The 15,790-nt window shown below is 36.5% G+C and carries 17 protein-coding genes; 11 read left to right on the top strand and 6 right to left on the bottom strand.

The features are described 5' to 3' along the window. Positions 1 to 12: 12 nt before the first annotated feature. Positions 13 to 1,662 (bottom strand): amino acid permease, encoded by a 1,650-nt coding sequence (locus tag NZ519_02345; protein ID MCS7027581.1) that lies wholly within the window; start codon positions 1,660 to 1,662, stop codon positions 13 to 15. A 76-nt stretch (positions 1,663 to 1,738) separates the two neighbouring features. Between NZ519_02345 and NZ519_02350 the strand changes: the two genes are divergently transcribed. Genes NZ519_02350 through cas6 form a run of 4 tightly spaced genes read left to right on the top strand, consistent with a single transcriptional unit; the run spans position 1,739 to position 4,737 of the window. Then, on the top strand, positions 1,739 to 2,563 hold the full coding sequence (locus NZ519_02350) for a hypothetical protein (protein MCS7027582.1): 825 nt from the start codon (positions 1,739 to 1,741) through the stop codon (positions 2,561 to 2,563). A gap of 11 nt (positions 2,564 to 2,574) precedes the next feature. After that, on the top strand, positions 2,575 to 3,150 hold the full coding sequence (locus tag NZ519_02355) for a chemotaxis protein CheB (GenBank protein MCS7027583.1): 576 nt from the start codon (positions 2,575 to 2,577) through the stop codon (positions 3,148 to 3,150). A gap of 8 nt (positions 3,151 to 3,158) precedes the next feature. After that, a complete protein-coding gene (locus NZ519_02360; protein ID MCS7027584.1) occupies positions 3,159 to 3,977 on the top strand; it encodes a protein-glutamate O-methyltransferase CheR in 819 nt (272 codons plus the stop codon). Between the two features lie 49 nt (positions 3,978 to 4,026). Beyond that, on the top strand, positions 4,027 to 4,737 hold the full coding sequence (cas6, locus tag NZ519_02365) for a CRISPR-associated endoribonuclease Cas6 (protein MCS7027585.1): 711 nt from the start codon (positions 4,027 to 4,029) through the stop codon (positions 4,735 to 4,737). A gap of 12 nt (positions 4,738 to 4,749) precedes the next feature. On the opposite strand, the gene NZ519_02370 is transcribed toward cas6, so the two are convergent. After that, the gene (locus NZ519_02370; protein ID MCS7027586.1) at positions 4,750 to 6,165 is read right to left on the bottom strand and encodes a hypothetical protein; all 1,416 of its coding nucleotides are present in this window, start codon (positions 6,163 to 6,165) and stop codon (positions 4,750 to 4,752) included. A gap of 63 nt (positions 6,166 to 6,228) precedes the next feature. Between NZ519_02370 and NZ519_02375 the strand changes: the two genes are divergently transcribed. Together NZ519_02375 and NZ519_02380 are read left to right on the top strand one after the other, a co-directional pair. Further along, positions 6,229 to 6,384 carry a hypothetical protein gene (locus tag NZ519_02375; GenBank protein ID MCS7027587.1) on the top strand — a complete coding sequence of 52 codons (156 nt, stop codon included), beginning with the start codon at positions 6,229 to 6,231 and terminating at the stop codon, positions 6,382 to 6,384. Positions 6,385 to 6,431: 47 nt separating this feature from the next. Next, the gene (locus tag NZ519_02380; GenBank protein ID MCS7027588.1) at positions 6,432 to 6,695 is read left to right on the top strand and encodes a hypothetical protein; all 264 of its coding nucleotides are present in this window, start codon (positions 6,432 to 6,434) and stop codon (positions 6,693 to 6,695) included. Here the strand turns inward: NZ519_02380 and tyrS are convergent. Continuing rightward, a complete protein-coding gene (tyrS, locus tag NZ519_02385) occupies positions 6,636 to 7,949 on the bottom strand; it encodes a tyrosine--tRNA ligase (protein MCS7027589.1) in 1,314 nt (437 codons plus the stop codon). The two genes, NZ519_02380 and tyrS, sit on opposite strands and share 60 nt — an antisense overlap. Positions 7,950 to 8,069: 120 nt before the next feature. Here tyrS and NZ519_02390 point away from each other — a divergent pair, with 120 nt between their 5' ends. Both NZ519_02390 and NZ519_02395 read left to right on the top strand, forming a co-directional pair. Further along, on the top strand, positions 8,070 to 9,275 hold the full coding sequence (locus tag NZ519_02390; GenBank protein MCS7027590.1) for a DUF1343 domain-containing protein: 1,206 nt from the start codon (positions 8,070 to 8,072) through the stop codon (positions 9,273 to 9,275). 76 nt (positions 9,276 to 9,351) lie between these two features. Then, entirely contained in the window at positions 9,352 to 9,486 is a 135-nt protein-coding gene (locus tag NZ519_02395) for a hypothetical protein (GenBank protein ID MCS7027591.1), read from the top strand. 73 nt (positions 9,487 to 9,559) lie between these two features. Here NZ519_02395 and NZ519_02400 read toward each other — a convergent pair whose 3' ends face one another. The 3 genes from NZ519_02400 to NZ519_02410 all read right to left on the bottom strand — a co-directional run bounded on the left by NZ519_02400 (position 9,560) and on the right by NZ519_02410 (position 11,456). Further along, positions 9,560 to 9,754, bottom strand: a complete 195-nt coding sequence (locus NZ519_02400; protein ID MCS7027592.1) for a hypothetical protein — start codon at positions 9,752 to 9,754, stop codon at positions 9,560 to 9,562. A gap of 100 nt (positions 9,755 to 9,854) precedes the next feature. Continuing rightward, a complete protein-coding gene (locus tag NZ519_02405; GenBank protein ID MCS7027593.1) occupies positions 9,855 to 10,409 on the bottom strand; it encodes an O-antigen ligase family protein in 555 nt (184 codons plus the stop codon). A gap of 825 nt (positions 10,410 to 11,234) precedes the next feature. Further along, positions 11,235 to 11,456, bottom strand: a complete 222-nt coding sequence (locus NZ519_02410; GenBank protein MCS7027594.1) for a TM2 domain-containing protein — start codon at positions 11,454 to 11,456, stop codon at positions 11,235 to 11,237. Between the two features lie 301 nt (positions 11,457 to 11,757). Between NZ519_02410 and NZ519_02415 the strand changes: the two genes are divergently transcribed. The 3 genes from NZ519_02415 (at position 11,758) to NZ519_02425 (ending at position 15,535) form a co-directional block, all read left to right on the top strand. Then, a complete protein-coding gene (locus NZ519_02415; protein ID MCS7027595.1) occupies positions 11,758 to 11,889 on the top strand; it encodes a hypothetical protein in 132 nt (43 codons plus the stop codon). Positions 11,890 to 11,947: 58 nt separating this feature from the next. After that, positions 11,948 to 14,143, top strand: a complete 2,196-nt coding sequence (locus NZ519_02420) for a thioredoxin family protein (GenBank protein ID MCS7027596.1) — start codon at positions 11,948 to 11,950, stop codon at positions 14,141 to 14,143. Between the two features lie 72 nt (positions 14,144 to 14,215). After that, positions 14,216 to 15,535, top strand: a complete 1,320-nt coding sequence (locus NZ519_02425) for a T9SS type A sorting domain-containing protein (GenBank protein ID MCS7027597.1) — start codon at positions 14,216 to 14,218, stop codon at positions 15,533 to 15,535. Positions 15,536 to 15,790: the final 255 nt, after the last annotated feature.

Below are 15,790 nucleotides of genomic sequence, written 5' to 3' on the forward strand. Positions count from 1 at the left end.
AACATATAGTCCTTAATTTTTTGTATTTTGTGTATTTAGTTTGCTATTTTTTGCACTGTATCCAAAGTAAATTATCATCCCAATCAATAACCATATAAAAAATCCATACCAAGTAGTAGCACTCAGTTCTAACATCATAAAGGCTGAGGTAAGTACACCTAACAAGGGAATTAAACTGAAATTAAATTTGAAAGAGAGCCCAATTAAAACTAACCACAACACAACAAAAACTACTCTACCTATAACAATACCTCCATTTTCGTTAATAAAAATGTTTTTTAGAATGGTGTAGACATCTTCACTGCTGAATATAATGATGATAAATACAATCAAAAGTGAGATAATAGGTAAAGAGTATTTGGCAGGCACAAAAGGTACTTTGAACTTTCGTTCTAAATCAGGTTGTGCAACTTGCAGTACGGCTACGCCGCCACTAACTAAAACAAAAGCAAACAAAGTTCCTATGCTGGTTAGGTCTGTTATTAAATTAGCATCTATAAATAGTGTAGATGGAACTCCTACAATTAAGCCTGTCAAAATAGTGGAAAAACTTGGGGTTTGATACTTTGGATGAATTTTTCCAAAAGCTTTTGGAAGTAATCCATCTCTACTCATGGCTAGCCATATTCTTGGCTGTCCTAGCTGAAAAACTAATAACACTGATGCCATAGCTACTACGGCACTAATGCTGATAACCATGGAGATCCAAGCAGGAGCATGAATTTTTTCAAACACATAAGCTAAAGGGTCAGCTACACGCAGCTCTTTGTAGTTAACCATTCCCGTAATAACTAAAGTTATAAGCACATACAAAATTGTGCATATTATCAAAGAAAAAATAATACCTTTGGGTAAGTCCTTTTGAGGGTTTTTGCATTCTTCTGCAGTAGTTGAAATAGCATCAAAACCAATGTATGCAAAGAAAATAGCTGATATTCCTTTGAGTACTCCTGACATACCCTCAGGGAGGAAAGGTACCCAATTTTCAGGTTTTACATAAAAACTTCCCAGCACAATCACCATAAAAATTACAGCTAATTTAATTATCACAAAAATATTGCTGCCTGTTCGACTTTCTTTGATACCTTTATAAGTTAGCCATGTAATTCCAAGTGTGATGAGAGATGCAGGCAAGTTAAACATAATAGGAAATCCTGCTATGGTAGGGGCTATTTTATCTACTCCATTTTTCAATCCTGTGTAATAATCTGTACATAGCCATTTAGGAAAGTAGCCCCAGTGAAATACATTATCCGAAAGATTGTTCCACAAAGAAACAAAGTATTCTGACCATGAAACAGCCACTACAATGTTTCCAATTGCATACTCCATGATTAGGTCCCAGCCAATAATCCAAGCTATAATTTCTCCAAATGCTACGTATGCATACGTATATGCACTGCCTGAAACAGGCACTATAGAAGCAAATTCTGCATAACAAAAAGCAGAAAAACTACATGCTATTGCTGTAAAAACAAATAGCAAGGTTATTGCAGGACCCCCATCTGCACTAGCTTTACCAATAGTGCTAAAAATCCCTGCACCTATAATAGCTGCAATTCCAAAAGCAGTGATATCTATAACTGTAAGGTGCTTTGCTAATCCTTTGCTTTCTTTAGTCTCTTGCAAAGAACTCACACTTTTTTTGCGCAGGTAATTCATGAGTAGTGCCAATTGATACGCTAAATTGCAAAAAAAACATTAGTATCAAAACTTTTACCTTATATTTGCCGATAGCATGAAATACCTTCAAGTTTCTACTGATGATGTAAAAAACTTTTTAGACATCCTTTTTGAGTATCAAATATCACTTCAAGGTTTAAGAACCATTCATTTGTCTATTTTGCTACAAAAAATAATCCATCATTACAAACTCAACAACGTCAAAGACTTCTTTCAGCTTTTGAAAAACAACCCTGACTTAGCATACAACTGCAAGGAAATGATTTGTGTTAGCCAAACGGAATTTTTTAGAGATAGTTCTTTGTGGCTTCAGCTTAAAAATCACCTTAAAATCTATGAAACACAAAATCAAATATATATTTTTTATCCGCACATTTCAAGTGGTGAAGAGCTATATTCTTTACTTATATTTCTGCATGAAGTCAATTTAATAGGCAAAGTGATGATAACGGCTACGGAAGTATGCCAAAATATTCTTGCGCAAGCTCAAAGAGGCTCTTATACACTAAAGAGCGTTCAAAATGCTACAAAACTTTATCAAGAATCTAAAATCTCCCATGCTCCTCTGACGGATTATTTTGATATTACAGACAATGTAGCCACTGTAAAAAGCTATCTAAAACAAAAAGTAAGTTTTTACTTACAAGATTTACAAACATTTTATTTTGCCGATCTTGCAGAATATGATATTATTTGGTACAGAAATCAATTGATTTATTGGGACATTGAAACGGGAAATAAACATCTAACTGAACTTACCGAAAAACTTAAAAAAGGTGGCTTGCTAATTTTAGGTTACATAGAAAATTTGGATAGGTATCTCATTTGCAACAAGTTTGAGGCGCTTTCTTTTGAGGATAAAATTTATAGAAAGAAATAAGAAGATAAAATATGAATATAGACCGAATAATTGTAATAGGTGGTTCTGCAGGTAGTTTTCCTGTAAGCAACATACTGCTTACACAAATACCTAAAAACTTTCCTATTCCGATTGTTTTTTGTATGCATAGACTCAAAAATATACGGCATGGTTTTGTGGAAGCACTAAACTTAAAAACTAATATTCCTGTGATAGAACCTCAAGACAAAGATAAAATTAAACCGAATTCTATTTATCTTGCTCCTGCGAACTACCATCTTTTAGTAGATTATGATTATACTTTTGCATACAGTGTAGCAGAATCAGTTCGGTATTCTCGCCCTTCAATTGATGTATTATTCATCAGTACAGCTCTAGTTTTTGGAGATAAAACGATTGGAATTTTACTCTCAGGCGCAAACACAGACGGCACCGAAGGAATGCAGGCTATTCACCAACAAGGGGGCATAACTATTGTCCAAGACCCCGCCACTTGCACTGTACAAACAATGACTCAATCGGCTATTGAAAATGTACCTATACAATATGTTCTACCACCTGAAAAAATTATTCCTACACTTATTTCATTGATCCAAAAGCATTCATAAAAGTGAGTATGATAGAAGATTTACCAGAAAGTGAGGTAAAATATTTTGCACATCAAGTCAAACAAAATTACGGATATGACTTTGAAAATTATGCTTTGTCTTCTCTCAAACGCAGGTTGATAAGAATTTTAAGTCTATATCAATTGACAAGTATAGAAAAATTGTTAGAGCAAATACAAAATAAAAAATTAGATATCAAAGAAGTAGTATGCCAGATTACTGTAAATACCACAGAGTTTTTTCGCGATCCTAGCACTTGGCAGTTTATTCGCAGCCAAGTACTACCTAATCTTATTCATAAACCTCGCATTGATGTATGGCACACAGCCTGTTCCACGGGAGAAGAGGTGCTTAGCATGATTATCCTGCTTTCCGAAGCTAATGTCCTAGAAAAATCTTACTTTTGGGCTACCGACATCAATGAAAAAGTTTTAGAACAAGCGAGAAAAGCAGAATATCACATACGTAATTGGGACTTATTCATGGAAAATTACAACGCTTACCAGCCCCTTTATCCTATTGAAAAGTATTGTGTCAAGCACAGTGACAAATTCTTTTTCTATAAAAGCTTACTCAAAAATGTAGTATATGAAAAATTTGACCTTGTCAGAGATGAACATAATCAGCAGTACGATATCGTGTTTTGTAGAAATGTACTTATCTACTTTAACCAGAAACTACAAAACCAAGTAGTTGAAAAACTAGCTAATTGCACAAAACCGAGAAGCTATTTAGTTATAGGTTCAAAAGAAACAATTATGTGGTGTAAAGCCGCAGAACGATATCATGTGCTTTCTCACAAAGAGAAGGTTTATCAACTAAAATAGGCGTTCAAGTTGGCAAAAATTAACTAAATTTACGCACTAAAATCTGTTTATGAGAATTAGCATCCAGTTTTCTCCTAACAAGCAGCCCGTAGACTTTAATTACATAGACCTTTTAATACGCCGTTTTCATCAATGGTTAGGGGGTAATAACGAAAAACATGGTGAAAAATTAGCGCTTTATTCTTTTTCTTGGCTGCAAGGTAAAGTAAAAGTCATAAAAAAGGTGGAATACAACCTTGAAAAGTCCTATTTAGATTTTCCCGAAGGCGCTAAGTGGGTCATTAGTGCTTGGGAAAGTGATATAATCAATCGTATCATGGTAGGTATTTTTAACGACCACTACGGATTTTATGGTATGAAGGCTAAGCAAGTATGGGTAGAAGAGCCCCCTCAATTCGGAACAAGCCAAATTTTTAGGACAATTTCACCGATATTAGTCAAACGGTACATAAATAACAAAACCGTCTACTTTACTTATGACAACCCTGAATCCGATACGTTTCTAACAGAAACATTACAAAATAAGCTAAAAAAAGCAGGTCTAGATCCAGAAGTAAAAGTAAGTTTTGTAAAAGATTATCCAAGTGCAAAAACACGCTTAGTGACTCATAAAAACATACAAATTAAGGTCAATCAATGTCCCGTTAAAGTAGAAGGTACCCCAGAGCAGATTGAATTTGCTTGGAATGTCGGAATAGGAAACAGTACAGGAATAGGCTTCGGTGCTATTGAACCCCTTGATGAATTACCTGAAATGTAATCCACTGCATTCCTACTTCTGATAAAAATTTTTATTCTTTTGGTAAATAGCACATTCTACTAAGCCTTTTTTGACTTCGTACAAGCGTATATATTGGGTTTTTATTTTTTCTAACTCTGGGCGGTTAAAATGGTTTGAAATATTGCTATACAAGATGAAGTGGGCTTTCTCAAAGTTTTCTTTATTTAGCAAAGGTAAATTTTCGGTTTTATGAGTGTCTAAATCCGTGATGTAAGCAGACTTATGCAGAGGTGGGTAAGTGTAAACTTGATTGAAAGGTATACCTTGCAACTGCATATAATCCCAAATTTTCTTTTTCAAAGAAAAATAACTTATATGGGCTAGCGAAGCATCCCAGCCGTTTGCAATCGGTGCAGGATAAATCCAAATATGTCCTATAACAAAGCAAATTCCTATGGGTGCTAAGTGCCATTTTTTGAAATATTTACTACTCATTTGTACAGCCCAAATAATAACCAACACGTATACAACCATAAAGTACCTATGACCGATAGGATTAGTTACAGGTACAAAGCAAATAAAGAAAGTTATCAAAGTAATAACTGCACTATAAAGTAAAAAATGTTCAAAATTGAAGATCCGTAAAATGCGGTTTCGCTCTTTGAAAATAAGCCATAGCACAACGAGCCATAGGACCAATCTGCCTACATCCAACAACCGAAAGAAAAATACAACTATATTTTTAGGAATTACAACAAAACAAAAATTAGACTGATAAATAGGCGAAGCAAACCAATTTTTTGTATAAATTTTATGAGCTATTAACCATATCACTATGCAAAAACCAAATAAAAAGTATCTTTTCAAGTATAGGTAGTATTTTTTTATATTCCACTGATTGTAATGCAGGTCTATGGCAAAGAGTGCAAAGCTCATAATCCAACCTCGAATAGACAAAAGGCTCAAAAAAGTTGTGCCTATGATAATCCATTTGTTTTTTTGTCTATCTATCCCATAAAGTGCCATAAAAAAACCGCTAAGTAAAGGAATATCTACATTTAAGCTCATGATTTGTGCAGTAAGTGTAGCTTCTAGGCACAGTAGTAAAATTGCTACCCATTGCCAAGTTAAGGGCACGTATTTTTTTATCAATTGATAGGTAAAATACACATACAGCCATGCGAACGGTAGTTGCAGTAGATGACTTACCTCTATGGATTTACCCAAAATGCGCCATCCAAAGGCGAGGTAAAGATTAAAAAGTGTAGGATGACCCGCATCGGTATTAGGTTCGGGGAATATCGTCAAAAAATTTTGTTCATAAATGTGCAGGGCTACTTGTGAATGATACGTTGCGTCCCAGAAGAAAGGAAAGTGTATGCTCAATATAACATAAGTAGTTTGTATGCTTGCAAAAACTAAGAGTAGAATTTTATTTTGGGATAGGTGAGCAAAATTATCTTTCATTTTGCAGGGGACAAAGAGTTTTTGGACAAAGGTAGCAAAAAAGTAGTTTTGTTTAATTGAGATATGATATTTTTTTGGGCGTGCCCTTGCCCATACTTCGCTTGCGCTTTGTATGGGCAAGGTCGGCGTGCTACGGGCTACGCTATCGCTTCGGTGCTACGCTTCGCTCCGCACCGTGCTGACGCACGCCCTTCGCATGCCTCACGCAAGGATCTCTGAAACTATCGTTTCTTTGTTTCATATACCAAGTTTTAGCTTGTAAGTACTTGTACTTCAAGCTTAAACAAGGTAAAGACATAACTGCACAGGTCATCTGCGTGAGGGGCATGGAGCATGCCGTTAGGCAGTACGAAGCGCAGCGAAGTACCGAAGCGAAGCGTAGTGCGGAATGCCCCGACCCTTGCGTCAGCAAGGGGCACGCCCAAAATATAAAATTAAAAATCAAAATAGAAATTCGTAAGCACTTTGCTTCACGTAGCAGGAGTTTGACCTTCTTCTACTTTCAATACTACAATATCACTTTTACCTGATTGCAGCAAAATAAACTTACCTTGTAGTAAATGCGATTTGGTCAAAACGGCGTTAGGTTGGTTCCACTTGACTTTATTGACGCTAAAACCATTACCTTGTATCAATTTTCGTGCTTCGCCCTTGCTTTCTTTTAGTCCTGCCATCACAATTGCATCTAATACAGGTATTCCTGCTTCAAGCTGCGTTTTAGAGATAGTTACACTGTCCGCTCCTGATAAAACAAGGTCAATTTCTTCATCCGAAAGTCCTGCAAAAGCTTCTTGAATATTTTTACTGAACAAAGCTTGAGTAGTACGTTGGGCAAGCTTAAGTGCTTCTTTACCGTGTACGAATTCTGTAACTTGTTCAGCCAAAGTATGCTGCATAATCCGCAAATGCGGAGCTTTATTGTGCTCGTTTTGTAGTTCGTTTATTGTGGATTGGTCTAAAAAAGTGTAATAGCGAAGAAATTTTGGTGCTACATCATCAGGAAGGCGTAACCAAAATTGATAAAATTGGTAGGGTGTAGTCAAAGTAGCATCAAGCCAAATATTTCCTTTTTCTGATTTGCCGAATTTGGTACCATCGGATTTAGTTACAAGAGGAAAAGTAAGCCCAAAAACTTTGGCAGAATGCCCATATTTGTAATGAATATAGTCTATCCCTGCGGTTATATTGCCCCATTGGTCGCTTGCCCCCATTTGTAAAGTGCAGTTTTTAGTACGATACAGATATTCAAAATCGTAAGCTTGTAGCAATTGGTAGCTGAATTCAGTATAACTAATTCCCGTTTCTGATTCTATACGCTTTTTTACACTATCCTTAGTCAGCATAACGTTAACTCTAAAAAACTTACCTACATCTCTCAAAAATTCAATCATAGACATTTTTCCTAACCAATCCACATTATTGAGCAATTCTGCTTTATTTTTACCGTTTTCAAAGTCAAGATATTGAGCAAGCTGTTTTTGTAGCCCCTGAACGTTTTTTTCAAGCGTGTTTGGGTCTAAAAGTTGCCTTTCTGTGGATTTTCCGCTTGGGTCGCCAATCATTCCTGTACCTCCCCCTATGATAACAATCGGCTTGTGCCCAGCTCGCTGAAAACGTACTAATACCATAATGGGCAAAAGCGAACCTACATGCAAACTAACTGCTGTGGGATCAAAACCAATATATCCCGTAACCATTTGATTAGATAAATGTTCATGTACGCCCTCTACCTTATCGTGAATAAGCCCCCGCCAAGTAAGTTCCTCAATAAAATGGCTAAACATGCTTGCAAATATACGCTTTATTCAAAACGAATTTCAGGTCAAAGTTTTACTAAAATTTTTAACAACTCTCTTGCTTTTAGGGATAGTTTTGCATCGGACAGTTTTTCATAGTTTTGTAAAGTGAAGAATATCTTACTTTTGATAGTGATATTAAGAGGCTTGGCATTTAGTCAAGGTGTAGAAATTGGTGCATCTATTTTATTAAGAGAACACTTGGAGGATTTGAAAGGTAAAAAGCTGGGCTTAGTGGTCAATCAAACTTCTGTGGTAGGAAATACGCATTTAGTAGATACCTTACTCAAAGTAGGTTGCCAAGTAACAGCTATTTTTGCTCCTGAACATGGATTTAGGGGAGATGCTGATGCAGGAGCACAAATTAAAGATGGCATAGACGCTAAAACAGGAATTATTATTTATTCTCTATTTGGAAAAATTTTAAAACCTACTCCCGAAATGCTTGCCAACATTGATGTGATTTTGTTTGACATTCAAGATATAGGTGCGCGGTTTTACACTTACATTTCTACTTTAAGCTTGGTTATGGAAGCTGCAGCAGAGCAAGATAAAGAAGTTTGGGTATTGGACAGACCTAATCCTAATGGGGATATTGTAGCAGGTCCTGTATTGGAAAGAGAGTTCAGTTCTTTTGTCGGAAAGCATGAAATTCCCATTTTACACGGCTTAACTGTGGCAGAATATGCAAATATGGTTAATGGAGAGAGGTGGTTAAAAAATGGACTACAATGTAAATTGAAGTTAATTTTAATGAAAAAATGGCATCATTCCATGCCTTGGGAAGAAACAGGCTTAAAGTGGATAAAGCCCTCTCCGAATATTCCTGACCTAAAAACAGCAAGATGGTATCCTTATGTGTGCTGGTTTGAAGGTGTCAATGTAAGTGTAGGTAGAGGTACGTACAAGCCTTTTTTATTTTTAGGAGCGCCTTATGTAAGCAACCGAACGCTGTTGTACTTACGTGGCTTGTATGATTTAGATACTGTTTATTTTACTCCTGTGAGCATAAAAGGTATGGCTACACATCCCCCTTTTGAATTACAGACTTGTAAAGGTGTCAACCTAAACACGCCCCCTGCCCAAGCAAATGAGTGTTTTGAATTAAGTTTAGAACTGCTTAGGTTGTTTTATCAAAATAGTGGCAAACGTCCCGATTTTTTTCAACCTTCTTTTATTAAACTATGTGGTACAGACAAGATAAAAGCTGATATCATAGCCGAAAAGCAGCCCAAAGAAATTATCTTTTCATGGCAAGATAAGTTGTACAAATATCAACAAAAGCGTAAAAAGTACTTGTTATATCCTGAGTAAATATGTATCTGTGTATTGGTATTTCTTTGGGATACAGACAGGTAACCATAAGAGAGAATGGAATTCCAATTAAAAAATGGGTGCTCAAAAAGATAGAGAAGATTCCTTTTTAATTGATTTTTTTTTGGGCGTGCCCCTCGCTAATGCTCGGGTCGGGCTACTACGCACTACGCTTCGCTACGGTGCTACGCTAACGCTTCGCACTGCCTAACGGCATGCTTCGTATCCCTCACGCAGATGACCTGTGCAATGATGTCTTTACCTTGTTTAAGATTGAAGTACAATCACTTACAAGCTAAAACTTTGCATAAAATAATACAGAGAAACGATAGTTTCAGAGATCTCTTGCGTGAGGCATGCGAAGGGCGTGCGTTAGCACGGTGCGCAGCGAAGCAAAGCACCGAAGCGATAGCGTAGCCCGAAACACGCCGACCTTGTGGGCATGAGTGCAAGCGAAATGCCCACAAGGACACGCCCAAAAAAACATATCTCCTACAAAACTATTTTAAGGTTTTATATACTCCCCAGCATACACATATCCAAAAACAAGGTATAATATCTGTTAGCAGGGTAAAATCCTCAATAACTCCTAATAATTAATAATAAATAATGTAAAAATATTAAAATCCCTAAAATCCCTAAAATCCCCACCTGCGTAAATGATATACACAACTTAATATAAATCCTAACAAAGCAATTATACCCATCATGCCCTGTTCCGCTATAGTGCCAATGTATATTATGAGCGTTCATATAATCATTCATACGGTTAGTTTCTGCGATTTTACTTCGCTCAATCTTATCCCTATAAAAGAAATACCTTTGGATACCTATTCCTGTCCATTTACTCTCCCCAAACATGAGTTTAGCAGCTTGCCAGCGGTTTATACGCTCTCCATTTGACTCGTTTCTACTCCAAATAAAAATGGACTCTATCTGCACAAATACAGAATAATCTCTGGGGTCTAACCAAACTTGGTGTTTATTTCGGTATTCACTTATTTTAAGATAAACAAAGCAAGCAATTATGCCACATAAAGTAATACCGAATAAAGTTAGTTTAATGTTCTTTGGATAATGAAATAAAAATGCAATTATCATGCACAAAGTAGCAAAAACCCAATAAAAACGCAAATAAGAGTATTATTACAGTGTAAAAAATCCAAAACGTGGTTAAATACTTGTTTTGATCAGGGTCTTTAATGCATAGATTAGCTATGTACAGCCACAGAGGGAATGCCATAACAATATACCTTTAAGCGAATGTATAAACACTTGACTATTAAATATAGAACAGTACCATAGCCACTAATAAACCTATGGTACTTATCACAATAGGATGTTTGAGATAAAAAGTAAGAGATCTTTTATCTTTCCACAAATACAACATTAAAACGAGGTTAAAGACAGGAATAATCCATTCTAGAAGTGTTTTCTAACTTGATAAATTTCAAGTTCAGTTCAATAGAAAATATAACCCGCCGTACAAAGCGAAAAGTAGGCATATATAAAAAATTTCGCAGCATGGCTTTTTTAATCATTATGCTGCGAATTTAAAGATATTAGCGATTGAAAAATTGAGTACTTTATCTTCCACAGTGGAACAGTTTTATCTTTGACTTTTGTGTAATAAGCTTATTTTTCTTTTGACTCTCTTAATTTCTTGTATCCAAATGATTATCAAAAGAGGAAATACTATGAAAGATAGCTTGTTATAAGTATAAGCCTCTTTGAAATCAAGGTGTATAAGGTGCTGTATTGCCCTTGTCATGCTGCATCCTGGACAGTTTTGGTCAAATAAGGTGAGAAACAAACAGACCTTTACCCCACTGTCAAAAAAGTCTGTCGGAAGTGATATAAGAATAATAGGTACTAAAAGCAGAATTAAAAGATAAGTAGAATGATATATATTATGCAGCAATAGCGATGATGATTTGGTGAGTCTCACTTATGTTACAACTATAATGTTTTTTCATATTCTCCATCTTTTGGCTTCAAGTCTCCAGTTGCAATGAGAATGAGGTCAATCAATACCCATATACCACATCCTCCTAGCGTAAAAAGTTGTATTATTCCCACAGCAGTGTACCCCAGGTAAAATCTGTGTATCCCTAGAGGCCCCGCAAAAATACATATTATAAGGGCTGCGAGCTGACTTTTGCCACTATTACTTTGCTGCATATTCATATACGTTTTTGTTTTAAGCACCGCAATAATAAGATTTGTTATTGACTCTGCCAAATTTTTACAACCATATTTACTTCAAATTTTTTATTTAATTGTAAAAACTTAATAATCAGTGATTTAAGTTATTTGTTTTTAATATTACCCTCAAATAGCATGCGACACTAGTAAGCAAGCTTGCAATCCTTGTAATGTGAATATATCATCAGATATTTCTTGTTTATTGTGTTAGCCATATTTTACTTTTACAAAAAATGGATACAGAGCATATATTGACACTCTACCTAGGCGTATCCTTGTGGGCATTACGCTGCGAGTATACCTACAAGGTCGGCGTGCTACGGGCTACGTGCGGAATGCTCCGACCCTTGCCTCAGCAAGGGGCACGCCCAAAATAAAAATTGTTATGCAAGTTACATTTTACCAATAAGCTCAAACTTATCCGAGTAATTCTCTGTAAATTTGTGCAAAATTTGAAACTATATCCCATGAAATCCTTTGAGCAACCTTCTTTTGCTACATGCCGCTTTATTTTAATTGCAATTCTTTTTTACATTCCGCTTGTCAAAGCCCAAGAAAATCACACCCGTTGGACTTTTACCACCGAACCTGACGCTAAAACGGTTAAAAAAGGAGATGTGGTAACTCTACTATTCACTGCCCAAATGGATAAGCATTGGCACATTTTTTCACAAAAAGAGACTTTTTCTGTTCCAACTACCTTCACTTTTCAAAAAAATAATACCTTTGAATTGATCGGCAACGTAGAAGAACCTAAACCTATTGAAGAAAAAGATGAAGTACTTAAAACCACCTTACTGTATTTTGTGGACAAGGTAACTTTTAAGCAAAAAGTAAGACTATTGCAAGATAAAGCAACGGTAAAAGGCGAGATTGAATATCAACAGTGTGATGAAAAACAATGTATAGCCCCTACAACCCAAAGTTTTACCTTCATTTTGGGAACTAACCCAGCTAATGCAGAGAACAAAGCCCTCAAAATAGACACAGTAGGTATATCTAAATCCGATAAAAAAGATACACTAATCACAACTGCCATTTCAAAAGATACTACCGAAACTAAGATTGCAGCAGTTTCCGTCCATAACTTTAATAATCCCCAAAAGGACAAAGATGTAGGCTTATGGTATTTTATGATAGTATCCTTTTTAGCAGGATTGGCAGCTTTGGCTACGCCATGCGTATTTCCTATGATACCTATGACCGTAAGTTATTTTACCAAAAGCGGAGGTGCAGGTAAAGCATTAGCAGCATTAAACAAGGTTAGGAAACAATACGAAAAAGGTGAAGTAGATGAAGCAACTCTCAAAGCCGCAGAAGAAGAGTACAAAATCAAGCAAAAAGCCGCTCAAAAGAAAGGAAGAAAAGATGCAGTTGTGTATGGTATATCTATCATTTTAATTTACGTTTTGCTTGGAGTAATTACAGCCATGATATTCAAAAGTTCCGATGCGCTCAATGCTTTTTCTACCAGTCCTACGGTCAATGTTATATTCTTTTTACTTTGCGTGATATTTGCACTTTCATTTTTTGGTGCTTTTGAAATTACTTTACCTGCCCGATTTGCGAATTATTTAGATAGAAAAAGTGAAAAGTCAGGTTTGATTGGAATATTTTTCATGGCTTTTACTTTGACCGTAGTTTCATTTTCTTGCACAGGACCTTTAGTAGGAACGCTTTTAGTGGAAGCTACACAAGGCAGCTTTTTACGACCGATTGTAGGCATGGCTGCTTTTTCTGCGGCATTTGCGCTGCCCTTCACTTTGTTTGCTATGTTTCCGCAGTGGCTAAATTCTTTACCTAAAAGTGGAGGGTGGTTAAATTCGGTTAAAGTAGTATTAGGATTTCTGGAGTTAGCATTAGGCTTGAAATTTTTATCCCAAGCTGACTTACCTTCTCATTGGGGGCTACTAAATAGGGATGTTTTTCTATCTTTATGGATAGGAATCTTTTTGCTCATGGGTTTATATCTGCTTAAGTACATTCAGCTTCCCCATGATGACGATAACAAAAGAATATCTGTGGGCAGGTTAATTTTGGCGATATTGACATTTAGTTTTGTAGCTTATCTTATTCCTGGGCTTTGGGGTGCCCCACTTAAGCCGCTTTCAGGTATTCTACCGCCCTTACCTACACAAGATTTTGTTATGGGACAAAATACCGCTACCTCGCATACTCAAACTCAAAGCAGAGTACCTCCAGAAATGCGCAAGTATGGTAAAATTCTACACGCTCCCCCAGGTTTTGACATTTACTTTGACTTAGACGAAGCTTTGGAAGTAGCAAAAAAAGAAGATAAACCTGTATTTATTGACTTTACGGGACACGGTTGTGCAAACTGCCGTAGAAATGAAGAAAACGTATGGACACACCCCGAAATTAGAGATATTTTGAATAACCAAGTAGTGGCTGTTTCTTTGTACGTAGATGATAAAACTAAACTTCCTGAAAATGAACGAAAACCAGGCATAACCACCCTAGGTAAAAAGTGGAGCGTTTATGAAATGGAAGTTTACAAGCAAAATACTCAACCTCTTTATGCTATGATTGACCATAATCAAAAAGATTTAGTGCCTCCTTACGGTGGCTTGACCACAGTACAAGAGTTTTCTGCATTTCTCAAAGCAGGTATAGCCCAATATAAAGCCCAGAAAAACAGATAACATAAATTTAATACTTGTATAACATAGCAAATAGGCTTATTTTTTACCTTTGTAAGGTGAATATCCGTGCTTATGAAAAATCTAATTACTTTCTCATGTATCTTATTCCTCTGTGCTAAAATACATGCGCAAGGACCTGGGCTAATTGTGAACGAAGTTTCACAAGGCAACAGCGGTACTCGCGAATATGTAGAACTTATCGTAGTAGCTCCACCTGGAACTTGTACGGTAGATATCCGCCAATGGGTAATTGATGACAATAATGGGGATTACAGTGGGGGACCCACTACAGGCGCGGGCATAGCACCTGGGCATATTCGTTTCACTAACGACCCCCAATGGGCAAGTGTACCCACAGGATCTATCATACTCATTTACAATGCTGCAGACAAAAATATATCTATTACCTTACCCGATGATATCAGCGACTCGAATAATGATAAAGTGTATATTATACCGTCCAATACCAGTTCGTTGCTAGAAAGGTGTACATCAATTCCAAATACTAGTAATTCTAGCTATGGGGGTTGCACTTATACTACCCCTATTTGGGATCCTCTTGGCTTAGCTAATGATGGGGATGTTATGCAGGTTCGTACTCCAGCTTTTGCCCATTTTCACGGTTTATCTTTTGGAGATGGTACATGCAATTGCATAGGCGCAGGTCCGGGAGTAAGAGTAGATAACTGCACTCCATTAGGTTGTACAGCGGGTAGAGTGTATTCTTTTACGCATAACAGCAATGATGATTTTAATGATCTTGTAAATTATACTAACGCAGCAGTTCCTGCAGGAGAAACCCCAGGCGCTCCGAATAATGCTGCAAATGCTGCATGGCGAAACATTTTACTAAACTGTAATCTTCCTCTACCTGCTATTACTTTAGGGCATGAATTAGTAGGTAACCAAGTTATTTTACGCTATCAAATTACGCAAGATGAAGTAGTTAAAAATCTTATTTTACAGCACTCTGCAAATGGTAAGCCCTGGGAAAATCTTGCTCACATGGACAACACACAAACCTATATTCACACAATTTATGACAATGAACCTCATTACTATCGTATTTTGTACCAAGATAAAGATGGTAATACCAAAATTAGCAATACGTTAAATGTACGATTAGAAGGTTTGATAAGTCAGGAATTAGAAATATACCCCAATCCTGTCCCTCATGACATTGTAACCGTTTCTCTCAAACATGCTGAAAATGGCACTATACAGGTATTCAATTTGTTAGGAGAACTAATTTACCAAGCTTTTTTACAAAATGGTCAAAAGGGACATACAATAGATGTATATGGATGGCAAAACGGGGTTTATCTGCTTCGTTTTGTATCTTATACAGGGGGTATTTACACTCAAAAAATTGTAAAATCCTCTAATTTTTAAGCTGATTGTGCTTTTTGAGGGAGGAGTAATGTAGCATTTCGTTGTGTTTAGCTAATCTATTATTTGGCGTTCTGCAAGGTGCAGAGCGCCTAAAAAGCTAAAATAAATTTCAGCAATGTTTCACTAAATTCAAGCTAAAATAAAAAAGAAACGTGCTTGATTTTATGAATTTGATTTTATTTTTTGGGCGTGCCCCTTGCTGACGCAAGGGTCGGGGCATTCCGCACTACGCTTCGCTTCGGTACTTCGCTGCGC

This window comes from Bacteroidia bacterium (assembly GCA_025056095.1).
Lineage (GTDB): Bacteria > Bacteroidota > Bacteroidia > JANWVE01 > JANWVE01 > JANWVE01.

Coding starts and splice junctions, on each gene's coding strand:
- cas6 (MCS7027585.1), top strand. CDS start 4,027: ATGAGAATTAGCATCCAGTTTTCTCCTAACAAGCAGCCCGTAGACTTT.
- NZ519_02350 (MCS7027582.1), top strand. CDS start 1,739: ATGAAATACCTTCAAGTTTCTACTGATGATGTAAAAAACTTTTTAGAC.
- NZ519_02425 (MCS7027597.1), top strand. CDS start 14,216: ATGAAAAATCTAATTACTTTCTCATGTATCTTATTCCTCTGTGCTAAA.
- NZ519_02420 (MCS7027596.1), top strand. CDS start 11,948: ATGAAATCCTTTGAGCAACCTTCTTTTGCTACATGCCGCTTTATTTTA.
- NZ519_02355 (MCS7027583.1), top strand. CDS start 2,575: ATGAATATAGACCGAATAATTGTAATAGGTGGTTCTGCAGGTAGTTTT.
- NZ519_02360 (MCS7027584.1), top strand. CDS start 3,159: ATGATAGAAGATTTACCAGAAAGTGAGGTAAAATATTTTGCACATCAA.
- NZ519_02375 (MCS7027587.1), top strand. CDS start 6,229: ATGATATTTTTTTGGGCGTGCCCTTGCCCATACTTCGCTTGCGCTTTG.
- NZ519_02345 (MCS7027581.1), bottom strand. CDS start 1,662: ATGAATTACCTGCGCAAAAAAAGTGTGAGTTCTTTGCAAGAGACTAAA.
- NZ519_02410 (MCS7027594.1), bottom strand. CDS start 11,456: ATGCAGCAAAGTAATAGTGGCAAAAGTCAGCTCGCAGCCCTTATAATA.
- NZ519_02370 (MCS7027586.1), bottom strand. CDS start 6,165: ATGAAAGATAATTTTGCTCACCTATCCCAAAATAAAATTCTACTCTTA.
- NZ519_02395 (MCS7027591.1), top strand. CDS start 9,352: ATGGGTGCTCAAAAAGATAGAGAAGATTCCTTTTTAATTGATTTTTTT.
- tyrS (MCS7027589.1), bottom strand. CDS start 7,949: ATGTTTAGCCATTTTATTGAGGAACTTACTTGGCGGGGGCTTATTCAC.